This window comes from Lentimicrobiaceae bacterium, from assembly GCA_023227965.1.
Taxonomy (GTDB): domain Bacteria; phylum Bacteroidota; class Bacteroidia; order Bacteroidales; family JALOCA01; genus JALOCA01.
The window spans coordinates 22,491-48,694 of the sequence record JALOCA010000018.1 but is presented as its reverse complement, the minus strand read 5'-3'; the positions used below and the strand labels follow the sequence as shown (position 1 = coordinate 48,694).

The window sequence follows — 26,204 nt, the reverse complement described above, 5'->3', positions numbered from 1 at the left end:
TCTGTTTTTTTAGGAAACAATACTGTTTGCTGATAAATTTGCAATTTAATAAGGTATAATATGGTTACAGAAACACAGGAAGATAAATTTACCACGTGGGTAAAAAATGCTGAAACTTTCAGTCAGTGCCACTTTTGCAAACATCCCGAATATAATGCCATGCTTAAAAAGAAAAAAAGGGGAGACTACCTGGGGGCTATAATAGTTAATATCATTATTTTATATGTAATCAATGCTCTGCCCCGTTGGGAGCCCGGTTTTATTACCGGAGGATATACTGCAGCCCTCTGGATAATGAATATCAATTTTGCAGTACGGGTGCTCGGAAATTTTTTCCTGCTGTTGTACTCTGAACGATGGTTCAGAAATCTTGCCAACACTATATTCCATCTCATGGGATTTATTATGCTCATTTCATTGTATGTGATGTACCCTTTTGTATTCAACACCATAAGTATCCATTGGCTCGACAAAATGATTAAAATAATTATTTTTATTTCCATTTTTGTAACGGGAATTCAAACGATAGTGTACTCGCTGAAATTAATTTTAGGAAAAAAAACTGATGTTAAAGAATACTGACAATGGAAATTACAGTTCGTGAAGAAGAAAAAAAAGATTACAATGCTGTATTTGAATTGGTAAGGGATGCTTTTGTAGAATTACCAATTTCCGATGGTGACGAATGCTTTCTGGTAAATCGCTTGCGCAAAAGCCGGTCTTTTATTCCCGAATTGTCATTGGTAGCTGAAACGGAAGGAAAACTCATAGGACACATTTTATTGACAGAAGCTATCATAAAAAGCAATACGTCAACATATCCAACACTTACATTAGCTCCAGTTTCAGTGCACCCCGGTTGGCAGCGCATGGGTGTTGGCAGCCGTCTTATACATGATGTCCTTGAAATAGCCTGCTCAATAGGATTTACCTCGGTTATAGTAGTTGGACATCCAGATTATTATCCCAGGTTTGGCTTTTCTCTGGCATCAACCTTTGGAATTTTTTCCCCGTTTGAAGTTCCTGATGAAGCTTTTATGGCATTGGAACTGGTTCCCGATGCATTGAAAAATGTTTCAGGCACAGTAATATATCCCAATGAATTTTTTAACCCTTAATCCTTATCATAATGAAAAACGTTGTTAAAGACAAAAGCCTTGTTGCTTTTTGCGGATTATATTGCGGAGCATGTAAAAAATATTTAACGGACAAATGTCCCGGTTGCATTGAAAATGATAAAGCCGGATGGTGTTCTGTACGAAGCTGTTGTATGAACAATGGTTACAACAGTTGTGCCGATTGCAGGGAATATACAAATGCAATGGATTGTAAAAAGTTTAATAATTTCATTTCGAAGATATTTGGTTTTTTATTCAATTCCGACCGAAATGCCTGTATTGAAACTATAAAAAAGGTAGGCTACGATAGCTTTGTAACTTTGATGGTAGAAAACGAATGGCAAACAATAAAAAAGAAATGAAAATACCTTTTTTTATTACGGATGTTTTTACAAATGCCCCGTATTCCGGTAACCCGTTGGCTACTTTTTTCGATGCAGACAAATTAACGGATACGGAAATGCAAAACCGTGCAAGAGAAATTAATTTTTCAGAAACAACATTTGTATATCAGGGAGGTAGTGTAAATGATGGCTTTACGGTAAGAATATTTACTCCTAAAGCGGAAATAGAATTTGCTGGGCATCCAACACTGGGAACGGCTTACCTGATAAACAAGCATTTAGTTAAGCAATCTGCTAAACAAATAATATTACATTTAAAAACTGGCGATATCAAAGTAGATTTTCAGGATGATGAATTATGGATGCAGCAAAAACAGCCAGTTTTTGGGAAACAGGTAAATTTTGAATTGCTGGCTACAACTCTTGGGCTCGACGATAACGATTTTGACACAAATTTTCCTGCAGAAGAGGTTTCTACCGGATTGCCTTTTACCATCGTTGCACTGAAAAATAAAAAGGCTTTGGCTAAAGCTACTGTAAATATTGATGCTTATAATGAACTATTTATAAAACAAGTTCATGCTAAGGGTATTTTAATTTTTTGTCCCGAAAGCCATGCTCCCGATCAGCAGTTGGCTACTCGGGTATTCGTACATTACCTTGGAATACCTGAAGATCCTGCTACAGGCAGTGGCAGTGGGTGTTTAGGTGCCTGGTTGGTAAAAAACCGGTATTCCAACACTTCTGCTATTGATATTCGTATCGGGCAGGGTTATGAAATGGGACGTCCGTCGCAATTGGCAGTAAAAGCAGTACAAACGGATTCCGGTATAGATGTTCGGGTGGGAGGTAAGGTGTATCCTGTTGCAAAGGGCTGGTGGTAAAAACCAAGGGCGATTAGGAAATTTTCTGCATGAAATGTTCCTTATTCACAATAAACCGCGCATGGTTGCCTTTCCCGATTAGTCCCGTTTCATCGTATGCCTCGACGTCAAAAAACAACTCTCTCCGGTCGCGGTTGACAAGGGTGGCATAGCAGGTAACTTTTTGACCTACAGCAGTTGCTTTCAAATGTTTAATATTCACTTCTGTACCTACGGTAATAAAACCTTCCGGTAAAAAAGCCTGCACGGCTTCGTGGGCACATTGTTCCATAATGGCAATGAGAGCCGGCGTGGCAAATACTTCGGCAAGACCGCTGTCATAGCGTGTAGCCGTTTTTTCAAAATCAACCGTAGTCTCAATCGTATTTTTCAGGTTTTCAGGGATAGTGAATTCCATATTTCGCATTTTACGGCAAAAATACTACATTGTACCTTATCTTGGAAGGCAACATTGAGACATATGTACGTCGTTCAGATGAAATATTTATAAGAATAATGCTCATACAAACCGAAGATGATATTTTATAGTTATATAATTGTGTTTTTGTCGAAAAAAATCTGGCGATCTGCAGGGTGGGATTCTGATTTGCATTATATAATTTGTTATTTGCAGGGCATATTTGGTTAAAAATTTGTTAAATTTATTCATAACCAGTCTTTTTATTTATTTTTGTTCGATGAATGCGCATATTAAAAAAAGGGCGGTTAATTATATCATTATAATTACGAGTATAGCATTGTCAGGAATGGTTTTTACCCAATCGTACTGGGTAAAAAATGCTTTAAAACTTAAAGAAGAACAATTCAACAGCCGGGTAAAGATTGCAATTAAGACGGTAGCCAATAGGATTTTCATTCATCAGTGTAATAATGAAGTAGGAAGTTCCGTAAATGACCGTTTATTTTCTTGTAATTTGCAACACCATAATATTTTGAAAATAGTAAGCCCTAAATTGCTTAATTCTCTCATCAGCGATGAATTTACCTGTATGCGGATTAGTAGGGATTACGAATATGGAATTTTTGTAAAAAATACCGGACATTTTATATTGGGTAATTATAAAAACCATCAGGCAGAGCTTCTCAAAAGTCCACATAATGTATCTCTTACCTGTTTGTATAAGACTGATGCATTAATTTTGGCAGTGTATTTTCCCCAGGAGCGAAACATCATTTTGCATAGCATTGCTTTCTGGCTTATTTTGTCGGTGATTTTTCTGCTTGTTTTAGTCGTTGGATTTTCGGTTACTGTACTTTCACTCGTAAAGCAAAAGAAACTTGCGGATATTAAAACGGATTTTGTGAACAATATGACGCACGAATTTAAAACGCCTATTGCTACAGTTTCATTGGCAAGCGAAATGCTGCTGAAACCTGCAATAATAGAGTCGGATGAAAAAATACAACGATATGCCCGTATTATATACGATGAAAATCTACGATTGAAAAACCAGGTGGAGCATGTATTACAAGTTGCCCTACTCGAAAAAGGTGAATTTACGCTTATATTTTCTGAAGTAGATATTCATAAGTTACTTGTAACTGTTATCGGCAACTTTGGGCTAAGAATAAAAGAACGCGACGGGATAATACATTTTCAACCGCATGCTCAACACTTTATAATCAGAGCCGATAGCCATCACCTGGAAAATATTTTGTATAACCTACTCGACAATGCAGAGAAATATTCACCTCTTGCACCCGAAATTACTGTAATTACTGAAAATAATGCCAAAGGAATTCTTATTACAATTGAAGACAAGGGGGTAGGTATCAGCCCTGAATACCATAAACATGTTTTCAAAAAATTATTCCGGGTTCCCACGGGTAATCTCCACGATGTTAAAGGCTTCGGATTGGGTTTGTATTACGTGCAAACCATAGTTGAAACCCATGGCGGATATGTTACGCTCAGGAGCGAAATCAGGAAAGGCAGCAGGTTTACCATTTTTTTCCCTTTTGAATCTAATTTTGATAAAAAGCAATGAACATCCCCCGGAAATATAGAATTTTACTTGCCGAAGACGATCCTAACCTCAGTTCGGTTCTTGCCGATTATTTTGAATTGCTTGGATATGATTGTAACGTGGCTCCTGACGGAGAAAGCGGAATACATTTGTTTAACAAACAGCAATTTGATCTCTGTGTACTGGATGTGATGATGCCTCGGAAAGATGGCTTTACACTTGCCTGTGAAATCAGAGAAAAGGATAAAACTACCCCTATAATTTTTCTTACAGCCAAAGGGCTGGAGGAAGACAGGATAAAAGGTTTCCGCTTAGGTTGCGACGATTATATCATCAAACCCTTTAGTAGCGAAGAACTGAGTCTGAGGATAGAAGCTGTTTTAAGACGTTGTTACATTCCTAAAGAAGAAAACATTAGAAATATTTTTCCAATAGGTATATATGCTTTTGATATACAGAACCGTATTTTGGATAACGGAGTAAAGAAGCAGAAACTCACGCATAAAGAAGCATCTCTGTTGCAACTATTGTGTGAAAACAAAAATACACTGGTAACTCGTGAAAACGCCCTGAAAAAAATCTGGGGTTCCAATGATTATTTTCTGGGAAGGAGTATGGATGTTTTTATTGCCCGTTTGCGCAAGTACCTGAAAGAAGATAGCTCCATAAATCTTATCACCATGCATGGAATAGGATTTTTGCTCGAAATACCCGAAAATAATCTTTCAATATGACTTTAGAACAAGCACAGAATATGGTTGACCAATGGATTGCCATAACGGGTGTCCGCTATTTTAACGAACTTACTAATATGGCTCTTCTTACTGAAGAAGTAGGAGAAGTTGCAAGAATAATTGCCCGCCGTTTTGGAGAGCAATCCAATAAGCTTTCTGATAATAACCTCGATCTTGCCGATGAATTAGCTGACGTGTTGTTTGTTTTAATCTGCCTTGCTAACCAAACGGAAATAAACCTAACGGAGGCTTTCCAAAAGAACCTTGAAAAGAAAACTCTTCGCGATGCCCGTCGCCATAAAGAAAATCTAAAATTACAAAGATAAAACTCCAAATTTTGTTAAAAATTTTTGATCTTTTCCTGTACGATATACTAAACCCAATTATTTTATTAGTTCACCCTGCTTCTAATAAATAATTTGAGTTCATTTTACATATGCCGAAAAATCCTTTGGACGCTATCTTAACAATATTGGTTCTTTTGTAACAGCGCAACCATATTATTCATAGTATAATGCCATTGGAACATTTATTAATAACATGGTTATTATTTATCCAAATCCGGCAAAAACAATCTTTATTCAGAGATAGATGCTTTGCTGCAACCTTTATTCTTTGGTTTATTTAGTTTGAGTGGACAAAAAATGTTTGTAGAAATTTACCAGTTAAACCCTTTTTATGTTTTTCTTATTATAACTTCATTAAATTTGTCGGAAATTTATTTTATGAGAGTCATTTGTGAAGATAAAGTATTAACTAATAAAATAATAATAAATTAATGAAAAAACAATTAATCATTTATGTAGTTATTATATTAACTATCTTTTTCGTTTCCTGCTCAAAAGAAGCTGGTGAAGGCGGAAATTCTTCCATTTATGGAACTATTTGGGTAAAGGACTATAATAGCTCTTTTACTGTGCTAAATGCTTATTATTTATCTCAGGATGATGATGTTTATATCATTTATGATGATGATAAGGGTTTTAGCGATCGTACGAGAACCAATTACAAAGGTGTTTATTCATTCAAATATCTCCGCCAGGGTACATACATTATCTATGTGTATTCCAAGGACTCAACGCTGCATAGCCCTTCCGGTATAATTCCAATGATAGATACCGTTAAAATTACAAAAAATAATCAAAATGTTAAAGTTCCGGATATCACAATTTTTAATTAATGATGAAAACATTTAAAATAATTTCTCTTTTATTGCTTTTACCGTTTGTCGTTTTTTGTCAGGGGAAAAAGGACGTTAAAAAGAATAAAATAAAAACAATAACCGTATGGCAAACCGATATTGCAAACGGAGAGAGTACATCATATAAAGAAAGTTATGAGGAATATGATAAAAATGGGAACCCTACAGCACTGATAGAATACGATAAAAATGGAACCGTTACAAAAAAAGAAACTGCAAAATACGATAAATATTTAAATAAAATTGAAGAAACACAATTTGATTTGAAGGATAAAATAAATGTTAAAAAAATATTTAAATATAATGCAAAGAATGAAAAAATAGAAGAAGTGGAGTACAATTCCTTAGGAAAAATTATAAAAAGAACAACTATTACTTATAAATTAAATGGTGATAAAGCTACAGAAACAGTGTATAATGCTTCGGGAGAACTGATTAAAAAAATACAATATAGTTACAATGCCAAACATTTAAAAACGGAAAGGCAAACATTAAATAGCAAAAATGTGCTTAAATCGTTGAAAAAATGGTCGTATGAGTATCATTAACCAGGTAGTAAACAAATGGATGCTGTAAAAAATATTGTTAATCAATTCTCATCTATTACACTTGAAGAAATGGATACCGTAAAGCTTCTCGACAGGATTGATACAAAATATATATTTAATATCAATCAGTTGCCAGAGTTACTGACCATGATTCAAAACCAATACAGGGTGTTGGAAATAAATGGAACAAGGCTTTGCAGGTATGAAACGCTTTATTTCGATACAAGTGACTACCGCCTATATTTGCAGCACCATAATGGGAAAATGAACCGTTACAAGGTGCGTATAAGGAGATATGTAGATGCTGATACACGTTTTTTTGAAATAAAGTTGAAAAACAATAAAGGCAGAACAATAAAAAACAGGATAAAAAGATCCGAAAATAGTAGTGAAGAACTGAATGGAAAAACCAGAGAATGGCTTAATGCTAAAATCCCCGGACTGGCAGATAGGTTACGCCCGGTTTTATGGGTACTGTATTCCCGGATTACGCTGATAAATAAAAATTCTCCTGAAAGATTGACCATTGATATAGGTTTGCACTATAAAAACAAAGAAAAAACAAAATCTTATCCTGAATTAGTTATTGCAGAAGTAAAACAATCAAAATCTGCAGTTTCACCTTTTATTCAGATAATGCATCAACATCATATACAAAAAAAAGGTATAAGTAAATATTGTTTTGGCATTATTTGTACTAATAACACTGTTAAAATTAATAATTTTAAAGAAAAAATAGCATATATAAATAAATATTATCATGATACGAATTAAAACCATTGCTACATTAGTCCTGTTTCTTTTTCTTTGTATCCCAGGACGTGTAAGCATTGCACAGCAAACAGTAGATGAAGAAATACACAGTTTAGAAACTTCAGTAACAGATAAAAAAACTGATAAGAAAAAAGTAAAAGATATAATAGAAATAGATAATACATTTTATATAAACCTTGCTATTAATGTAGTCGCAGTTTTAATAATAATAACTTTAATATATTATCCAAATAATAGGAAAAAAGATTATATATTTACATACTTTATTTTTAATATTATAATTTTTTTATTAACTTATGTGCTAAATGAGGTCAAAATTTCAATGGGGGCGGCATTCGGATTGTTTGCTGTTTTTTCCATGCTCCGATACCGTACCGATGGAATTTCGATGAAGGACATGACCTACCTTTTTATTTTCATCGCTACCGGTTTGCTGAATGCAATACGACTTGAATTACAGGAAACCGGAATCATTAATGCAATTATTGTAGCCAGCACATTTATTCTGGATGGAAATGTATTTATCAAAAGAGAACTTACAAAAAATGTTCAATATGATAATATTGAATTAATTAAACCGGAACAACATGAAGCACTGATGGAAGACCTGAAAAAACGGACTGGGCTTAACATACATCGAATAGCTATAAATAAACTTGATTTTTTAAAGGATACGGCTAATATTCGTATTTACTATTATGAATAAATTTATTAAAATATTTATTGTAATTACTTTTTTTATTTGTAGATTACATACGCTGGCACAAGTAAATGATGCCGGAGCCTGGATGAGTATAAATATTGAGAAAAGTATTTTTTCCGATTTATCAGCCACATTTACTGAAGAACTTCGCTTAAATGAAAATTGTACTGAAGCCGGAACAATACTCAGCGACCTGGGGTTGGCTTATAAAATAAATAAAAATATTAAGATATCTGCAAATTATCGCTTTTCAAATAAAAGAAGGCTTGATGATTCCTATAATAACAGGCATAGATATTATTTTGATATAATATTAAAAGAAAAAATGAAGCCTATTGTTTTTTCTGTCAGATCGAGATTCCAGTCACAATATACCGATTACAATTCTTCTCCAGATGGAAGGATGCCTGCTAATTATATCAGGGAGAAAGCTACTATAAAAATTGATCTTGATAAAAAATATACACCTTATTTTTATACTGAAGTATATTTCCGGTTAAATAATGTCCAATACGAACAATTTAACAGAATACGGTATAGCGGGGGCTTTGAGTACAGTTTCAATCGTTTGCATACAATAGATATTTTTTATCTTATACAGAAAGAATATAACAAGCCCAATCCCCGTACAGATTATATAATGGGTATTGGATATTTTCTGTATTTGTAAGGGGCATACTGTCTTTTGATAATGTTAAAATACAGCAATACATTAGTAGTTAGATAGATGTATTACTATTTATCAAATCATAGTTCCCAAAAACACATAAGTAACCCGTTCATGGGTAAAATCAAACCGTCTTTGATTTTTTTCTGAAAAAGGAGACCATTTTAAATTTGCCTTCAAATACACTGAAAAATAATAACAAATTGAAGCAATAATGTTATTATTATTGATTACATCTAAGTTTGGTAGAAATTCACAATAGTATTATCATCAGAGATAAGTGATTCATCTATAATAATTCTATAGGTGGTTTATTAAAAATTATGTCGAACTTACATTAAGTAAAATTATCTATAAATTTAAATTTCTAAAAAAAGCTATTTCCAAACCTGTTTCCTGCTGAAAATTGTCAAGAAACCTGCCGTTGCGTTGGTAAAGAATAAAAATATTTCGAAAATTGGTGTAAGAAAAAGAAATTGCTTTTCCGAAAGTTGTTTCATGCAATGTCGGGTTATTATCAATTGTGAAATCATGCGAAGCAACAAGGCAAGTAAAACTACATAATAATTGAACCCTGAACACAAAAGCCAGGCGAGAGTAAGAAAAAACAGAAAACGTGTTGACGAAAATAGTCCGAGCACTATTTTATGGCGAGTTTTATAATATCTTCCGGTACTCAAGTGGCGTTTTTTTTGCCGCATCCAGTCACGAAATGATGTTTTGGCTACAGAAATCGTGTGACTGTGCAACGATACTTCCACGCGGGTATTTTTGCGATGAGCAACACGATTTATAAAAAGGTCGTCGTCGCCCGACTGTATGCGGTAGTGAGAGATAAATCCATTGTTTTTATAGAAAAGCGATTTGCGATACGCAAGATTTCTGCCGACACCCATATAGGGTAAGCCTGCCTTTGCCAGTGAAAGGTATTGCATGGCAACCTGCAGGGTGTCATAACGGATTAATTTATTGAGTAGTCCTTTAATACATTCATAACCGCCATATCCCAGCACTATTTCCGTTTTATTATCGAATTGGCTTTGCATTTGCCGTATCCACTGCCGACTTCTGGGATTGCAGTCGGCATCTGTGAGCAGGAGCAGTTCATTTTTTGCCGATTTGATTCCGATAGAAAGAGGGAATTTTTTTCCAGAAAAGAAGTTAAGAGTTTGATTAATATTAACTATCTTAAGATTTTTGTACTTTTCAGCCATGTCGTTCAGCAGGTAAAAAGTATCGTCATCGGAACAGTCGTTTACCACAACAACTTCAAAATCGGGATAATCCTGTTCGAGAATTATCGGCAAATTGCGTTCGAGATTATAATATTCGTTTCTTGCACAGATAACCACAGATACCTGATGGTCAGTAGATTGGAAAGGTTTTTGGCGATGAAATGCCAGCCTGCTGAAAAAAAACCAGTAATAAAACAATTGTACTAAAAAGGAAAACGAAAAAACAAGGGCAATGCCCATAACCAAGGGATCTGACAATTCAATATCAAACAGCATACTACCGAAATTGGACAAACAAAATTATTTATTCCCAAAGGAATATCAACTATCTTTGGCAAAATTTTATGAACATTGGCATTTACCATCCAATATACTGATAACAAAACTTCTGCCCGAACAGGGATACTTACAACAGCACACGGGACCATTGAAACCCCCATTTTTATGCCAGTAGGCACAGCCGGTGCCGTTAAAGCTGTCCATCATAAAAACCTGAAAGATGATATTCATGCGCAAATCATACTGGGAAATACCTACCATCTTTACCTCCGACCGGGGATTTCTGTACTAACGAAAGCCGGCGGTTTGCATCGTTTTTCCGGCTGGGATAAACCAATTCTTACCGATAGTGGTGGTTATCAGGTATATTCGCTTGCACATCGCCGTAAACTTAACCCTGAAGGAGTGGTTTTCCAGTCTCATATTGATGGTTCGAGACATCATTTTACTCCAGAATACGTGATTGACATCCAGCGTGCAATAGGAGCCGACATCATGATGGCTTTCGACGAATGCACACCATTTCCCTGCGATAGGGAATATGCCGAAAAATCGCTTGAAATTACTCATCAATGGCTCGGAAGGTGTATGCAACGCTACAACGAAACTCAGTGCAGTTATGGCTACCATCAAGAATTATTTCCTATAGTTCAGGGTAGTGTGTATCGTGATTTGCGGAAATTTTCGGCAGAAACCATTGCTTCTTACCCTTCCGGCGGTTATGCCATAGGCGGTCTTTCAGTAGGCGAACCTGCTGAAGTGATGTACGAAATGACGGAATTAGTTTGCGGAATTTTACCCCGTGAAAAACCCCGCTACCTGATGGGTGTGGGTACTCCGGTAAATATTTTAGAAAATATTGCTTTAGGTATTGATATGTTTGACTGTGTGATGCCTACACGTAATGGGCGTAATGGCATGATTTTTACAGCACAAGGTATCATCAACATCAGGAATGAAAAATGGAAAAATGATTTTTCACTGCTCGATGAAGAAGATACCTGCTTTGTTGACAGGCAATATTCAAAAGCTTATCTCCGGCATCTTTTTATTTCAAACGAGATGAACGGTCCGATGATAGTTAGTATGCATAATCTTGCTTTTTATCTCTGGCTGATGAAGCAGGCAAGATTACACATTGCTGAAGGTACTTTTGCCAGTTGGAAAACGGTAATGATTAAACAATTATCCACCCGATTATAATGAAAAAACTTGATATATACATAATAAAGAAGTTTCTGGGCACTTTTTTCTATGCCATCAGTATGCTTGCCGTTATTATTATCATTTTCGATTTTTCTGAAAAGGTAGATGATTTTCTTGAAAGGCAGGCACCTGTGCGGGAGATAGTTTTTTCTTATTACCTGAATTTTCTGCCCTACTTTATCAATCTTTTCAGCGCACTTTTTACATTTATTTCGGTAATATTTTTTACCTCTAAACTGGCTGCCAATACTGAAATTGTTGCCATGTTGAACAGTGGTATCAGCTTTAACAGGTTGCTACGTCCCTACCTTATTTCGGCACTGACCCTGTCGTTGCTTTCGTTTGTACTTGCCAATTTTGTAATTCCACATACCAACAAGCGGATGCTTGCTTTTGAAAAAGTGTATATTAAAGATCCGATTCGCAATAAAGACATCAATATCCACATGCAGATTGACTCTGTAACATATGTATTTATAGAATCGTACAATAATCAAACCAATACCGGTTACCGCTTTTCCATTGAAAAAATCAACAAATCGGGCTTGTTTTACCGGTTGAATTCCGACTTAATCCGATGGGACAGTATCCAAAAGAAGTGGAAAATAATGAATGCATATGAGCGGAAAATAAATGGAATGAACGAATCGTTTTCGTACCTTGGCACTTATGATACTACCCTTAGGGTTAAACCTACCGACTTTTCGATGTCGGTGCACGATCTTAAAACCTTTACTTATGAAGAACTTCGCGAGGCAATTGCAAGAGAAAAGTTAAGAGGGACCAAAATTGTTACACAGTTTGAACTGGAAAAGCACAAACGAATTGCATTTCCTTTCGCTACAATTGTTTTGACTATCATTGGATATGCATTATCGAGCCGAAAGGTGAGAGGGGGTATAGGTTTGCATCTGGGGCTAGGTATTACAATCAGTTTTACCTTTATTTTATTTATGCAGATTTTTTCTGTTTTTGCCGCATTTGGTAATATGCCACCATTTATAGCAGTCTGGATTCCGAATATACTCTTCGGAATCTTGGGGTTATACCTGATTAAGAAAGCTCCCAAATAATCAGTAACTCCATACAAAACAGCCAGGAAACAACGGTTGCGGTTGAATTTGTTTTTTAAAAATACCATAAACCGCCGAACCGCTTCCGGCCATGGCTGCAAAAATTGCACCCTGGCTATACAATGCTTGTTTAATCTCGCCTATGACAGGAAATTTTTCTATTACAGGTTCTTCAAAATCATTGAAAAGCATACTCTTCCATTTTTCAATAGGCAACGAAACAACTGCTTCTACCGGAAATTTAGGTTTTTGAGGTGTAATTTGTGAGTACGCCCATACGGTAGTAATATGAACATTGGGTTTCACTATTACAAAATGATATTTTTTAAGATTTACAGAGCAGGGCTGCAACACTTCTCCCTTTCCGGAAGCTAAAGCTGGTTTATTTTCAATAAAAAACACACAATCGCTACCTAAGATGGATGCATATTTTTGCAAATCAAGAATATTTATATCTAATTGAAAAAGATTGTTTAACAGTTTAAGGATAAATGTCCCGTCAGAAGAACCTCCACCCAAGCCGGCGCCAGCAGGTATAACTTTATGGAGATGAATTTTTACAGCAGGAATAGTAAATTGATTGCTTAGCAGTTGGTAAGCCTTTACACACAGGTTGGACAAAGGATCACCATCAATTTGGAGACCACTCATGGTAAAAGTAAAAGTACCATCGGGCGAATTGATAACCTCCAGTATGTCGCAAAGAGGGATGGGATAAAAAATGGTTTCGATATTATGAAAGCCATCACTTCTTTTTCCTGTAACGGAAAGACCAAGGTTTATTTTAGCATTTGGAAAACAGAGCATAAAATTCAAGTTAGAAAGAGGGAAAATCCTCTCCGTTATAGATACTCAGATAATTATAATATCTGGAAGGAAAAATTTTTCCTTCCTTCAGAGCCGATTTTACCGCACAGCCGGGTTCATGAATGTGAGTACAATTACTAAAATGGCAAAGATGCATTAATGCCCGCATTTCAGGAAAACGTTCCGCTATTTCATTTTTATTAAAATCAATTAACCCGAATTCTTTGATTCCCGGGGTGTCAATAATCAATCCTCCTGACGAAAGTGCGTGCATTTCGGCAAAGGTAGTGGTATGCACACCTTTGGCATGGTAACTCGAAATTTCTCCTTCTCTTAGCCCCAAAGCAGGGTCAAGAGCGTTAAGGATGGCGGTTTTCCCCACTCCGGAATGTCCAGAAAAAAGGGTAACTTTATTAGCAAACAGTTGCCGTAGTTGCTGCAGATTGTTTCCGGTTACTGCCGAAATAGAAATACAGGGGTAGCCTACCGTGCTGTAAATGTGAATATATTCATTATGAATATTTTGTAATTCCTTGTTGTAAATATCAGTTTTATTAAAAACAAGGTAAGCGGGAATATGGTAAGCTTCGGCGGTAGTAAGGAAGCGGTCAATGAAACCCTGGGATGTCCGGGGCTGGGCTACGGTAATCACCAGCATTGCCTGGTCAATATTGGCAGCGATGATGTGAAAAACTTTCGATAGATTAGTTGCCTTGCGAATAATATAATTGAAACGGGGGAGGATGTTGTTGATTTGTCCGATATTTGCGTTTCCCGTAACTTGGAATTCCACCCTGTCCCCAACGGCTATCGGATTGGTAGCTTTCAATCCTTTAATTCTGAAATTTCCCCGGAGTTTGCAGGAAATTATGGACCCATCTTCCTGTAAAACATTGAACCAACTACCTGTAGATTTTACGACTACACCCTTCAAAACTGAATTTATTTAAAATTATAATATTTTTTACAGGTTTTTTATTTCCCAAACGCAATGCAATCCATTTTTAAACGTAACAAAATCACCGATTGCCAAATATGTTATCCCATCATCGGTATGAATAGTAATTTTCTCTTCAATAATCAAACATTCTTTCTCTTCAGTATAAGTTGGGGAAAAACGTGAAATTTCTTTTTCCCGTATAAATCAGCTCCTTATGCAACGGCGTTTGATTTCTTCTTTGCTTAATGTTTCTTTAATTATTTTTTTCATACATCGGTTATTATTTATTAGCAATGTTTTTTTTTATAAATTTACCAACAAAATTAACAAAACCCCGCAAATGAGCCCCGTTCCTTTTATAATTATTTCTATTGCGCCTATTGTCGCTTTTTTTTCGTATCGCCTTTTTCATAGTGATCTCAACAAAGAAACACTTTTCTTGATAAGGGTTTGCTACGTAGCAGGTATTGTTGGTTTTGGTTTGGCATGGTTGGCTGAGCAGTTGTTTGCATATTATGATTTAAATACCATCAGAACCCTTAATAGGATTTTGTTCACTTCCTTTATTGTAAAAGCCGGAATGGAACAATTGATTATGATAGTATTATTACAATTGATTTTTTTCAGGCAAAAAGGATTTTCACGGTCATATCATGGTCTTCTTTTTGCTATTATGATGGGGTTGGGAATGGTAACCGCAGAGAATGTAGTAAATGTGATGAATAACGGAGGTAAGGATTTTATTTTACTAAAAGGATATACTTCTGTTCCGGCGCATTTTGTTTTTGGCATTTTATTAGGATTCTTTTTTGGAATTAGCAAATTCAAAAATATGCGTTACGTTTTATTAATGTCGGGGCTTAGTGTCGCTGCTTTTTCACAGGGAGTATATGAATTTTGTTTATATACAAACGATATACAATTGCTCTGGATTTTTTCCATAGGGGTTATTATCATTGCGGTACTTTTGTATGTAAATGCTCTGAAGACATTTTATAATGATCAAACGGCAGAGGGAAATCAAAGCAGTCTGTAAATTTTACCCGGCAGGCTTTTAATTATTCCTTCAAATTCAAGATGCAATAAGGTGGAAGATACTTTTGTAGGTCCCAGTTGGGTTTTTTCGCATAGAAAATCAATCCCGGTATCTCCCTGAGTTTGCAAAATCTGGATGATTATCTCTTCGTCTTTATTGAGACTGATGAAGAGCTCCTTTTGTATTTTTGTATTTTTTTGCAGAGAATTTTTCCATCCTAACATATATTTAATATCATCAGCCGATTGAATAAGTGCAGCTATATTATTTTTAATCAAATTATTACACCCTTCTGAAAAAGTATCCTTAATCCTGCCAGGAACGGCAAAAACATCACGATTATACGAATTGGCTATATTGGCTGTAATGAGGGCTCCTCCTCTGGCACCGGCTTCTACTACCACAACAGCATCGGATAAACCGGCAATGATCCGGTTTCGTTTGGGAAAGTTCTCCCTGTCGGGATTAGTCCGGCTGGGGAAATCGGTTAACAATCCTCCTTCTGATAGCATTTTTTCAGCAAGTGATTTATGCAATGAAGGATATATAGTATCCAAACCATGGGCTAACACAGCAACGGTAGGTACATGGACTTCGAGTGATGCCCGGTGGGCTGCCGAATCAATTCCGTATGCTAACCCACTGACGATAAGTAAGCCATCACATTTCAGCCCTTTAATAATTTCATGGGTAACCTGCTTGCCGTATTCTGTCGCATTACGGGTGCCAACCACACTCAGCACTTTGTGTGTGTTCAGTTGTGCTTTCCCTTTGTAATATAAAAGTATAGGGCTGTCAATGCAGTGTTTTAAGCGGTTCGGATAGTTATCATCAAGATAAAATAAAGTAATAATTTGATGCTTTTCAATAAAAGACATTTCCTCTTCTGCTTTATACAAAACCTGGTTGCCGGTAACAGCTTCGGCAAGTACTTCACCAATTCCCGGAATTTTCAGCAGGTTTCTTTTTTTTTCTTTAAAAACGGCCTCCACACTCCCGCAATAGGCTATTAGCTTTTTTGCGGTAATGTCGCCTATTCCAGGCAAAAAGGTCAATGCAACCTTGTATTGTAATAATGAATTATTCACATTTGAATAATTTAAAATCAGGTAAATTTAAGAAAAAAACATCAATCTATGGGTATAACCCCATTTTTTTCATATTTTTTGAAAACTGATAATTGATTACTACATAAATGTTCAAAACAAGGAAAAACAAATTGTAGTATCTTTACACCTTGTTGGATTCATAAAACCGGGTTGAACTCAAAAAAAAACATTTTAATTTGCCCGCTTGACTGGGGTTTGGGTCATGCAACACGTTGTATCCCACTGATTAATTATTTGTTACTTTTTAATGTCCATGTGGTAATTGCGGCTGGTGGCAGGTCGGGCAAATTGTTGAAGGAGGAATTTCCCCATCTTACCCATATTTATTTTCCAGGGTTCAACGTACGGTATGCCCGTTACAGCCCATTTTTTGTGATTAAAATGGCAATTGCTCTTCCATGGATGTTGTGGAGTATAGTTAAGGAAAACCGCCAGCTAAAAAAAATTATTGAAAAACACGCAATTGATGCCATAATATCGGATAACCGGTATGGACTTTGGTCGAAAAAAATTCCTTGCATATTTATTACGCATCAACTGTATGTTCAACTTCCGATAGCCGTTAAATGGTTACAAAAGCCTGTTGATTCATTAGTTAAATTCCTTATTAAAAGATTTACCGAATGTTGGGTGCCAGATACCGAAGGTTTCTTTAATTTATCGGGCAATTTATCGCACAAGAAACAACCGGACGCAAAGGTGTTTTTTATTGGTCCTCTTTCGCGTTTTTCCCATAAAACGAAGGAAATACATTCCGGAGGTAACGATATTGACGTATTAGCTATCCTGTCGGGTCCCGAACCACAGCGTAGCATTTTCGAAAAAATTATTCTGAAACAAGTTGCTGGAACTTCGCTGCGTACGGTTATTGTACAGGGAATTACGGGTGAAAAAACGATAAAAAATCTACTTCCGCACGTTACTTTATTATCGTTTCAAACCACCACGGAACTGGAGATTTTAATTCAACGTTCACAACTTATTATAGCCCGTGCAGGATATTCAACCCTTATGGATCTGGCTGTTTTTAAAAAACAGGCAATACTGGTGCCTACTCCCGGTCAAACAGAACAAAAGTACCTTGCAAGATACCATAAGGAAAGAATTTTTTTTTATTCGGTAAGTCAAAGTAAATTTTCATTAACTGAGGCTCAACATCATTTGCCGGAATACCATGGAATAGCGTTATCTCCTGACGAAACCCTCCTGTTGCGCCAAATAGCATCGTTAATAGAAAAAATAAGTTAACATCAAATTGCTATTTTTGCATCATAATTCATCTGGTATGTTAAATTACATCGTTTGGAACGTTAATCCCGCAATTTTTCACATCGGGAATCTTGAAGTAAGATGGTATGGGCTTTTGTTTGCTTTTGCTTTTTATGCAGGGTACGTAATAATGTTACGATTTTTTAAAAAAGAAAATGTGCCTGTTAAAGTGCTCGACAGTCTTACTTACTACATGATTTTCGGGACAGTGATTGGTGCAAGGCTGGGGCATGTTTTTTTTTACGAAGCCGACTGGTATCTTAGCCACCCACTCGAAATTATTCAAATATGGAAGGGCGGTCTTGCCAGTCATGGGGCAGCAGTGGGAATTCTTATCGCTTTGTACCTGTTTTGCCGTAAACATAAAAAAACGTATTTCTGGATACTCGACCGCATAGTGATCGTGGTGGCTTTAGCCGGGGTTTTTATCCGGACGGGCAATCTTATGAATTCTGAAATTTTCGGAAATCCGACCGGTTTGCCATGGGCTTTTATATTTATCCGTGATAATGATATACCCCGGCATCCTACCCAAATTTATGAAGCTCTTTCGTATCTTATTCTGTTTTTTATTCTGCTTTGGTATTATTACAAAAAGAAGGGTGCACCCCAATCAGGAATTATTTTTAGTTGGTTTTTAATCGGCTTGTTTTCCGTACGTTTCCAGATAGAATTTTTGAAAGTGCCCCAGGTAGAATTTGAAAAATCGCTGACTTTAAATCTCGGTCAGTCACTTAGTATTCCGTTTATTGCGCTGGGTATAGGGTTACTTGTATGGATAAAGTATCACAAGCCTTCGGCTAAGAGCTAAACGTTGCCCGACCAGTAGATTTCTTTTTTTATAACCGCCGGAGGATTTCCACCGATTACCTGGTTTCCCCCTTCAATTTTTTTGCCAATAACCGTATTGGCTGCAACGACGGTATTATTATCAATTATAGTCCCTTTTAAAATGGTGGAACGGCAACCTATCCAAACATCGTTACCAACTACTACAGCCTTGTCAGGGTTTACCCGGGATTTATTTTTGTCGAAAACAGGGTGAAAATCAGTATCCATCACTAGTACATCCCAGCTTAACAGGCAGTTATTTCCAAAAGTAATTTCCTTTGCGCATAGCAGGGTAGATTCGGCGGTAATGTTAAAATTTTCGCCGACAGTAAGTTTTCCCCGACAGGAAATTTTTGAACCATGTCCGATATTTGCTTTTCCCCTGAAATTTATTTCTCCGCTTACCTGCCATATCGAACGGGAACGACGGCGATCAAAATGACCCACATCGCCGAATCCTATCCGGATCATTGCCATTTTTTTCTCATTAGAAATGGTAATTTTACCCTTCGTTTCTCGTAAAACAACCCTATGAGAAATAAATACTGGCAATTGTATGGCATCTTTCCATTTAAAATACTGAAAATTGAAGTACAGCGTTTTAGGAATTGACCTTAAAATATGTATTGTGTCCCGAATATTCATGAATTGGGAGTTTAACAAATTCAATCAAAAATACAAACATATAAAAAAACCTGTCGTCAGGCAATTTTTATGTCTTTTTCCTGAGGAATTCATGGAAAGTTATTCCCAATGAAAAAGAAAAAGGCTGACTCGAAAAAGCCAACCTTTTCAATATATAATTGCAGAACAATTAATTCAGCAGGGCAATTTTTTGATTGACATAGTCCTCAATCTTTTTACTCAGAACAGTGCGTTTGTTTTCTTTGGCTACCATAGCCAGGCGATGAAGCATGGCTAAGTGCTGTTGTTTTTGGGTATCGTAGTTAACAGAAAATTTAGGAGACAACGAAAAGTAGTAGTTTAAGTTGTCAATATACACTTTTGAGAGTTGTTCGGTAATCCTGTCACCTTTTTCAATGGCACCGGCTTTGTAATAAATTTCAGAAAAAGGAGCCATGTAAATATCGAAAGGAATTTTATTGTTGGGGAATACTTCGAGGCAACGATCGAGAACTTTAATAGCGGAGTCATTTTTACCTTCTTCCACCAATGCCTGAGCAAGCCGCATGAAATTATTCCTCGGGATAAGCGAATTCCGTGAACTTTCACGATCAACATATACATGCGAGTTATTCAGATTTCCCCATTTGCATTTGTTCATCAGAATATCGTAGGAGCCCTCGCTGTCAACACCACCCATTCCCTCAACATAATTTTCGGCTGCTACCGGCATGAATTTATATACCCATCCTTCAAGATGACAATAATTGTTTACTCCGAAAATTTTTTCGGTTGTAGCAGGACTGGAAAAATATAATGGGCGTTTCCACAAATTGGTTGCCAGGAAGTCGAGTAGCATCAGGTCGTTTTTGAATAAATAGTTGGATTTAATATCCCATTCAACCGTTTTTACAATTTTGTTTGCGAACCGTTTGGGTACAATTCCATTGGCAAGTACTGCCGCTGAATCAACAGTGAGTTGTACTTTTTTTGAAGGGAAGAAAGCCAGTAGTTTGCCATCTTGCAAGGAAAGTTTACTGTCGGGATTGTCGCTAGCTATCAGGTCAATCATGTCTTTTAACTCCACCCTTTCGGAAATTCCTACGTCGTAGAACGCTACATATTCGTTAATTCCTTTATTGTACTGTTCAGGCGAAAGTGTAAATGGAATTTTATCCGATTCATAAGTTTTTCTGCCTAACTGATGGATGTACCAATCGCCAGAGGCTAACATATAACATACTACCCTCACGTCGCGACGAATACCTTCTACTTCCTGTGCATACCACAGAGGGAACGTGTCGTTATCACCGTTGGTAATAAGTATGGCATTGGGTGCGCATGAATTTAAGTAATTGGCAGCGTAATCAAGGGTTGCGTATCTTCCTGAGCGGTCGTGGTCGTCCCAGCCTTCCTTTGCCATAATTGTCGGAACAAGTAACAGGCAAACCAAAGTTGTAAAAATTGCTGCCAGCTGGGGCTTCATCATCTTTTTAACATATTCGTAAATAGCAAGCACACCTATTCCTATCCAGATGGCAAAGGCATAAAACGAACCGGCATAGGAATAATCTCTTTCGCGTGGCTGGAGCGGATATTGGTTAAGGTAAACTACTATTGCTATACCGGTCATAAAGAATAATAAGGCAACAATGGTGGTATCCTTGTGATTACGGTTTAAATGAAAAATAAAGCCGAGAAGTCCTAAAATGAGCGGAAGAAAATAAAATGAATTGTTGGCATGGCTTTGCATACTCTGGGGAAGATTGTCCTGATCGCCTAATCTCCAGTTATCCAATATACTAATACCACTTTTCCAGTTTCCCTCATCAAAAGACCCCTGGCTTTCAATTTCGTTTTGGCGTCCAACAAAATTCCACATGAAATAACGCAAATACATGTGTCCTACCTGGTAAGTAAAAAAGAACCGGAGGTTTTCGCCAAAAGTTGGCTTGTACAGGGTTTGTGTGTTGCCGTTGTTGTCGGTGGTACTTACAGGAATTCCATGAATTTTCCCATATTGTTTATAAAGATTGATATGGCTTTGTTTCTGATTACTCCACATTCTGGGGAAAATTGTACAGAATTTGGGGTCATACACCGAAATGGATTGTTTCCTGTCGTCGGTGATGATGTATTTCCCTTTTTTTACGTCTTTTACATAAACGGGAGATGCATCTTTGTATTCAATAATCGGTGCATTGTAATACTGTCCGTAAAATATGGGCCAGTCGCCATACTGTTCTCTGTTAAGATACGACAGCAGGCTGATGGCATCATCGGGATCGTTTTCGTTGATGGGAGTATTGGCATTAGCCCTGATAACTAACATAAAAAAAGATGAATACCCGATGAGAATAAAAGTGAAACACAACAATATGGTATTGGCAAGTACTTTTTTTCTTTTTTGGGTAAAATAAATACCCCAGGCAATGCCACTAATGAGCAGGAGAAAATAAATAATTGTCCCTGAGTTGAAGGGCATTCCAACAGTATTTACAAAAAATAATTCAAAATTCCCGGCAATTTTCACTATCCAGGGAATAATAATATACATAACCGCAGCCAATAAGAACAAAGAGGTTAGTGCCGTAATGATTACTCCTTTAGTGCTGACTTTGTATTTTTTAAAATAATATACAAAGGCAATAGCCGGAATCGCAAGAAGATTGAGCAAGTGAACACCAATAGAAAGTCCAATCTGAAATGTGATAAACAGTATCCAACGGTTAGCATGTTTTTCTTCCGAAACCGCTTCCCATTTCAATATTGACCAGAATACCAAAGCGGTGAAAAAAGATGACATGGCATATACTTCACCTTCCACTGCTGAAAACCAGAAAGAATCGGTAAAAGTATAGGCTAATGCACCCACTAAGCCACTTCCTAAGACTGCCCATTTGTTTCCTATTGGCATTTCTTCGCCGTTGGGTGCTGCGATTTTTTTTGCGATAGCTGTAATAGTCCAGAAAAGAAATAAAATTGTAAAACCACTTGACAATGCCGACATGGCATTAATCATGAATGCCACTTTTGAAACATCGCCAAAAGCAAATAAAGAGAAAAATCTTCCCAGCATTTGGAAAAACGGGGCTCCGGGAGGATGTCCCACTTGCAGTTTATATGCCGTTGAGATATACTCTCCGCAATCCCACCAGCTTACCGTAGGTTCGGCTGTAAGCAAATATACCGTCGAGGCAATAGCAAAACTTAACCACCCTAACAGATTGTTTAACTTTCGGTAGTTGTTCATTTTTTAATATTTATTTGAAATTAAGTTTTTTAAAAAATTTTCAGCTTTCAACAAGCTTTTGGAAACAAACAGCGAAATTAGTAATTTCCTGTAATTTTGCGTATAGTGAAGGATTATTTTTATTATTTGCTAACAAATTAAGGTTTTTGAAAGTGTTTATACTCCCTTACTGACCCTCGCGGTATTTTGCAATGGTCTTAAATTAAGTTATGTGTAAAAGACTGATAAAAAATTAAATAAAAAAAGGAGTTCTGATAAGAGCTTCTTTTTTAGTTACTTTAAAAATTTATTTTAATACCTAGGTGTAGAGTTCTTGGTGAGTCATAATAAGTGGGGTTATCCAAAGCATTTGCATAAAGCAAACGGTATGTATCAGGAGACAATTTCTGGCTAATCTTATATTGATTTTCAGGGGCTGCTAAATAACCATCATCATCTACTTTTCCGGTGGATGAATATACATTAAATGTATTTTCCCTGTTGAAAACATTGTTTACCTGCAAATAAATGGTAAGGTATAAGGGACTTTTTTTATACAAAACCATTGTTTTTTGAATCTTAATATTGGTAGAATAAAAATCATCCATTTTTGCATAACCTACTAATAATACATTAGCTATAGTTTCCATATAAGGTATTCCGGAACGGTAATGTTCCGTAAAAGCAATGCTTAAACCCTTTGACCATTTATCAAAATTTATCATTGCAAAAAGATTGGCAATATTTTCGGAGGTCGTCAGATAATATTGCTGTAATCCATTCTTTTTAATATCTTTATCATACCATCCATGGGTATAATTTGCTCCAGCCGTAAGAAAACGATCTGGTGTGGTATAACTGGTATTAAATTCAAGAAAAACATTGTTAACAGTTTTGTTCCTGTTTTTGTATCCTATATAAGATGTGGGCCATGCTGGTGAATAATAATATGGGGTAATAAGGTTCTTGATTTGCTGTTCCATAAAACTCAATCCCAATTTCCAGTTTTTAGCTGGCTTCGTATTAAATCCTAAGGTAGATTTGTTAAAAAACATAGGTTTCAATTCGTTTATATAGCAGTTCTGATAATAATATGAAGGATTTAATATCCTATTTTCTAATAGTTCATAATAAGGATGCTTCGTTGCAGATGAATAATCAGCATACAAAAGGAAATTCGGGGTGATGTTATAGCTTATCATTAATTTTGGCAGCAAATAAAATGTATTCTTATCTTTACGGTAGGCATTTTTGCTTATGGTATGATTTTTAAGATATGGAATTACGCCATTCCCATAATCTAATGCATTTGAAGGATCATTAATAACTAATCCATTGTGGTCGTACCATGTATTTTCATTACGATAGCCTGTAACTGCGGTCGGATTTTCGTAACTATCAATATAAACTACGTAATTTTTCCCAATATTGTCAGGATGCGTAAATTCTGTTACTTCTGCTACTGTTTTAATGGGCGATAAAGTATAAGGATCTTTTAAAACATTCAATCCTGCATCATAAACTTCCGCTCTTAATCCTGCTTCTACCTTTAATCCTGGTAAGATATTCCTTTTGTACGAAATCCACGCTGCATAATCTACCGGGGCAAAAGCTGGTTTCATATAAGTATCAAAATAAGAAAGATCGTTACTGCCTGCTTTTACTTTATTGCCTTTATAATCATAGCCATATCCAGATATTAAACGCGACATTTCACTTTCATTAAAAAGATCCAGTGAAAACAAATCTTTTCCAACATTAATAGTATGCTTTTCATAATTTTCGTCATAATAATCTATGGTGTGATTTTTAGCATCATATGAATTAATATCAATCCATTCAGTTCCATTAACTTGCAAACCAAGCTTGTTGCGTAGTTTTTTATCAAACTCTGTTTGTCCTTCAGCATTATAAGCAAAGTGGTAAATAGCACTATCTGTAACTCTTCCATTAATAACTAACAGTGTGGGATCGCTCATATCTAAACTACTAAGCTGATTATTTGTTAGTGGAACCATGCATTGATAAAGGCTAACCGGAGAGATGGAATAATACCTTCTGGTGCTTTTTTCATACGAAAAGCCTAACTCCATATTGTTTTTTCCATAGCTCATGTTTATAACACCCGAAAAATCAAGCCGATTTCTGTTGGATTTTACATATTGATCATACACCGTTCCCTGGCTATTGTACAAATCATAAACATCTTCAGGCATGTATCCATTAGCCAATCCCCTATTGGAAAGAAGCTCATCAATATTATTAATTTCATTAGGAAACATGTTTAAAATTGTTGATGTGTAATTGGCAAGAATCGGGTTTGCTTCACCGGGAGCGAAAGTTAATCCGGTGCTGTACATGCCAACCATCTGATATACATCTTTTCCTAAAACAGGATCATAATTTGCCTGTGAAGAAAATACGGGAACTCTTTCTGTAGAAAATTTCCCTATATATCCATAATCAAAGAGGTTGCCTTTATGATTTTTGTCTTGTAATATGTAATTGTAAGTATAATATTCTGCCTGAAGTTTATATTCTAACTTAAAATCTTTTTTTTCTGCAAGTATATGATTGAAACGGAGAAAACCATTATATTGGTGAACCTTTTCTTCTGGGTTCATGCAATAGTTGAACATTCTGTTTTGCAAAATGTCCACATTATTATTTTCGAAGTAGTAGTAAAGGCCACTTTCCACCTTCATGGCATTTGAAAGTGGAATGCTGAATTTACCGTAGAAACTGCCATTTTTCTGGCTGGTACCTGGCGTAAAACTTACTTCTTCTACATCATTTTTATCAATTACTTCAGAATTTAAGATAGGATAAAAACCATTATTTGAATATGGGTTTGCTACTAATTCGTCATAAACACTACCTTTTACCTTTTGTTTTTTTGCAAAAGAGGGTCCCGAATCTTTACCTAAATAAAAATTGGCAGCAAGAAAAAAATGTGGCCATAGTTTTTTTGCTTTATTCTTCAATGGAATCGGGGTGCTCATATTTAATTCAACCGTTTGATAATTAAATGCAGAATTTTCCAGTACCGGATTGCCTTCTCTGCCGGCAACAAACGGAATATTAGTATCTAAAAAGCCATTAAATACAACTTTATCTGATTCCGGAGTTGTTAATTGAATGATTCCTGCCGGAGAATATCCAAGTGATAGCGGCATATTTTTATTGATATAAGAAAAACTGCCAATACTGTGAAAAGAAAAACCGCTTGCATTTTCCAACTGCATTCCGTCAAGATAGGTGCTATAATTATCAGTAAATATTCCTGAATTACATATTAAATTTCGCCCCAAATAATAATTTCCTGGATATAACAACAACATATTCTGTAAACTATTTACAGGGTATTTGTTAAAATCTGAGTTGTAAATAGTCGTGTTTAGGCTATCAGTTACAACGGATTGCGAATTTGCAATCACCGATAACATCAGAAATAAGGTTAAAAAGGAAAAATAAAGTAATAGTTTTCTCATGCTGTTATAATTTTTATAATTCACAAATGTAGTAATAAAATTTAGATTGCTATCTGTACTAAATTTCATTTTTTATTAAATTAATATTTCGCATATAATGTATATTATTTTAAACAAACAATTAAATTAGTA

25 protein-coding genes are annotated in these 26,204 nt (G+C 36.0%); 17 read left to right on the top strand and 8 right to left on the bottom strand.

Features of this window, described 5'->3' with window-relative positions:
• Positions 1 to 60: 60 nt before the first annotated feature.
• From M0R21_07730 to M0R21_07715, 4 genes are read left to right on the top strand one after another with little or no spacing between them, the layout of a single operon-like run.
• Positions 61 to 582, top strand: coding sequence for a hypothetical protein (locus M0R21_07730; GenBank protein MCK9617712.1), 522 nt, complete (start codon positions 61 to 63; stop codon positions 580 to 582).
• A gap of 2 nt (positions 583 to 584) precedes the next feature.
• Positions 585 to 1,118, top strand: coding sequence for an N-acetyltransferase (locus M0R21_07725; protein ID MCK9617711.1), 534 nt, complete (start codon positions 585 to 587; stop codon positions 1,116 to 1,118).
• A gap of 11 nt (positions 1,119 to 1,129) precedes the next feature.
• A complete protein-coding gene (locus tag M0R21_07720) occupies positions 1,130 to 1,480 on the top strand; it encodes a DUF3795 domain-containing protein (protein ID MCK9617710.1) in 351 nt (116 codons plus the stop codon).
• Positions 1,477 to 2,346: a PhzF family phenazine biosynthesis protein gene (locus M0R21_07715; protein ID MCK9617709.1), complete on the top strand. Its 870-nt coding sequence runs from the start codon at positions 1,477 to 1,479 to the stop codon at positions 2,344 to 2,346. Before M0R21_07720 ends, M0R21_07715 begins: the two co-directional genes overlap by 4 nt.
• Positions 2,347 to 2,359: 13 nt before the next feature.
• Here M0R21_07715 and M0R21_07710 read toward each other — a convergent pair whose 3' ends face one another.
• Positions 2,360 to 2,743 (bottom strand): thioesterase family protein, encoded by a 384-nt coding sequence (locus tag M0R21_07710; protein MCK9617708.1) that lies wholly within the window; start codon positions 2,741 to 2,743, stop codon positions 2,360 to 2,362.
• 280 nt (positions 2,744 to 3,023) lie between these two features.
• Between M0R21_07710 and M0R21_07705 the strand changes: the two genes are divergently transcribed.
• The 8 genes from M0R21_07705 to M0R21_07670 all read left to right on the top strand — a co-directional run bounded on the left by M0R21_07705 (position 3,024) and on the right by M0R21_07670 (position 8,943).
• A complete protein-coding gene (locus M0R21_07705) occupies positions 3,024 to 4,334 on the top strand; it encodes a HAMP domain-containing histidine kinase (GenBank protein MCK9617707.1) in 1,311 nt (436 codons plus the stop codon).
• Between the two features lie 2 nt (positions 4,335 to 4,336).
• The gene (locus M0R21_07700; protein ID MCK9617706.1) at positions 4,337 to 5,047 is read left to right on the top strand and encodes a response regulator transcription factor; all 711 of its coding nucleotides are present in this window, start codon (positions 4,337 to 4,339) and stop codon (positions 5,045 to 5,047) included.
• Positions 5,044 to 5,373 carry a nucleotide pyrophosphohydrolase gene (locus tag M0R21_07695; protein MCK9617705.1) on the top strand — a complete coding sequence of 110 codons (330 nt, stop codon included), beginning with the start codon at positions 5,044 to 5,046 and terminating at the stop codon, positions 5,371 to 5,373. Before M0R21_07700 ends, M0R21_07695 begins: the two co-directional genes overlap by 4 nt.
• 452 nt (positions 5,374 to 5,825) lie before the next feature.
• Complete coding sequence (locus tag M0R21_07690; GenBank protein ID MCK9617704.1) at positions 5,826 to 6,227, top strand: hypothetical protein; 402 nt, start codon at positions 5,826 to 5,828, stop codon at positions 6,225 to 6,227.
• Positions 6,227 to 6,796, top strand: coding sequence for a hypothetical protein (locus tag M0R21_07685; protein ID MCK9617703.1), 570 nt, complete (start codon positions 6,227 to 6,229; stop codon positions 6,794 to 6,796). Before M0R21_07690 ends, M0R21_07685 begins: the two co-directional genes overlap by 1 nt.
• A 15-nt stretch (positions 6,797 to 6,811) precedes the next feature.
• Positions 6,812 to 7,570 carry a polyphosphate polymerase domain-containing protein gene (locus tag M0R21_07680; GenBank protein MCK9617702.1) on the top strand — a complete coding sequence of 253 codons (759 nt, stop codon included), beginning with the start codon at positions 6,812 to 6,814 and terminating at the stop codon, positions 7,568 to 7,570.
• On the top strand, positions 7,557 to 8,276 hold the full coding sequence (locus M0R21_07675; protein ID MCK9617701.1) for a DUF4956 domain-containing protein: 720 nt from the start codon (positions 7,557 to 7,559) through the stop codon (positions 8,274 to 8,276). The genes M0R21_07680 and M0R21_07675 overlap by 14 nt, the downstream gene beginning before the upstream one ends.
• A complete protein-coding gene (locus M0R21_07670; protein ID MCK9617700.1) occupies positions 8,269 to 8,943 on the top strand; it encodes a DUF2490 domain-containing protein in 675 nt (224 codons plus the stop codon). The genes M0R21_07675 and M0R21_07670 overlap by 8 nt, the downstream gene beginning before the upstream one ends.
• Before the next feature lie 374 nt (positions 8,944 to 9,317).
• Here M0R21_07670 and M0R21_07665 read toward each other — a convergent pair whose 3' ends face one another.
• On the bottom strand, positions 9,318 to 10,451 hold the full coding sequence (locus M0R21_07665) for a glycosyltransferase (protein MCK9617699.1): 1,134 nt from the start codon (positions 10,449 to 10,451) through the stop codon (positions 9,318 to 9,320).
• 75 nt (positions 10,452 to 10,526) lie between these two features.
• Between M0R21_07665 and tgt the strand changes: the two genes are divergently transcribed.
• Positions 10,527 to 11,657 carry a tRNA guanosine(34) transglycosylase Tgt gene (gene tgt / locus M0R21_07660; protein MCK9617698.1) on the top strand — a complete coding sequence of 377 codons (1,131 nt, stop codon included), beginning with the start codon at positions 10,527 to 10,529 and terminating at the stop codon, positions 11,655 to 11,657.
• Positions 11,657 to 12,733 carry an LptF/LptG family permease gene (locus tag M0R21_07655; GenBank protein ID MCK9617697.1) on the top strand — a complete coding sequence of 359 codons (1,077 nt, stop codon included), beginning with the start codon at positions 11,657 to 11,659 and terminating at the stop codon, positions 12,731 to 12,733. The genes tgt and M0R21_07655 overlap by 1 nt, the downstream gene beginning before the upstream one ends.
• On the opposite strand, the gene ispE is transcribed toward M0R21_07655, so the two are convergent.
• Both ispE and rsgA read right to left on the bottom strand, forming a co-directional pair.
• Complete coding sequence (ispE, locus tag M0R21_07650; protein ID MCK9617696.1) at positions 12,734 to 13,540, bottom strand: 4-(cytidine 5'-diphospho)-2-C-methyl-D-erythritol kinase; 807 nt, start codon at positions 13,538 to 13,540, stop codon at positions 12,734 to 12,736.
• Between the two features lie 10 nt (positions 13,541 to 13,550).
• The gene (gene rsgA / locus M0R21_07645) at positions 13,551 to 14,474 is read right to left on the bottom strand and encodes a ribosome small subunit-dependent GTPase A (protein MCK9617695.1); all 924 of its coding nucleotides are present in this window, start codon (positions 14,472 to 14,474) and stop codon (positions 13,551 to 13,553) included.
• Positions 14,475 to 14,820: 346 nt separating this feature from the next.
• On the opposite strand from rsgA, the gene M0R21_07640 reads away from it, so the two are divergent.
• On the top strand, positions 14,821 to 15,516 hold the full coding sequence (locus M0R21_07640; protein ID MCK9617694.1) for a PrsW family intramembrane metalloprotease: 696 nt from the start codon (positions 14,821 to 14,823) through the stop codon (positions 15,514 to 15,516).
• Here the strand turns inward: M0R21_07640 and dprA are convergent.
• A complete protein-coding gene (dprA, locus tag M0R21_07635; GenBank protein ID MCK9617693.1) occupies positions 15,501 to 16,604 on the bottom strand; it encodes a DNA-processing protein DprA in 1,104 nt (367 codons plus the stop codon). The two genes, M0R21_07640 and dprA, sit on opposite strands and share 16 nt — an antisense overlap.
• A gap of 171 nt (positions 16,605 to 16,775) precedes the next feature.
• Here dprA and M0R21_07630 point away from each other — a divergent pair, with 171 nt between their 5' ends.
• Together M0R21_07630 and lgt are read left to right on the top strand one after the other, a co-directional pair.
• Positions 16,776 to 17,873 carry a hypothetical protein gene (locus M0R21_07630; protein MCK9617692.1) on the top strand — a complete coding sequence of 366 codons (1,098 nt, stop codon included), beginning with the start codon at positions 16,776 to 16,778 and terminating at the stop codon, positions 17,871 to 17,873.
• 37 nt (positions 17,874 to 17,910) lie between these two features.
• On the top strand, positions 17,911 to 18,705 hold the full coding sequence (gene lgt / locus M0R21_07625) for a prolipoprotein diacylglyceryl transferase (GenBank protein ID MCK9617691.1): 795 nt from the start codon (positions 17,911 to 17,913) through the stop codon (positions 18,703 to 18,705).
• Here the strand turns inward: lgt and M0R21_07620 are convergent.
• From M0R21_07620 to M0R21_07610, 3 genes are all read right to left on the bottom strand, one after another.
• A complete protein-coding gene (locus M0R21_07620) occupies positions 18,702 to 19,370 on the bottom strand; it encodes an acyltransferase (GenBank protein ID MCK9617690.1) in 669 nt (222 codons plus the stop codon). The two genes, lgt and M0R21_07620, sit on opposite strands and share 4 nt — an antisense overlap.
• 169 nt (positions 19,371 to 19,539) lie before the next feature.
• Positions 19,540 to 22,602, bottom strand: a complete 3,063-nt coding sequence (locus M0R21_07615) for a DUF2723 domain-containing protein (GenBank protein MCK9617689.1) — start codon at positions 22,600 to 22,602, stop codon at positions 19,540 to 19,542.
• A 278-nt stretch (positions 22,603 to 22,880) separates the two neighbouring features.
• A complete protein-coding gene (locus tag M0R21_07610; GenBank protein MCK9617688.1) occupies positions 22,881 to 26,072 on the bottom strand; it encodes a hypothetical protein in 3,192 nt (1,063 codons plus the stop codon).
• Positions 26,073 to 26,204: the final 132 nt, after the last annotated feature.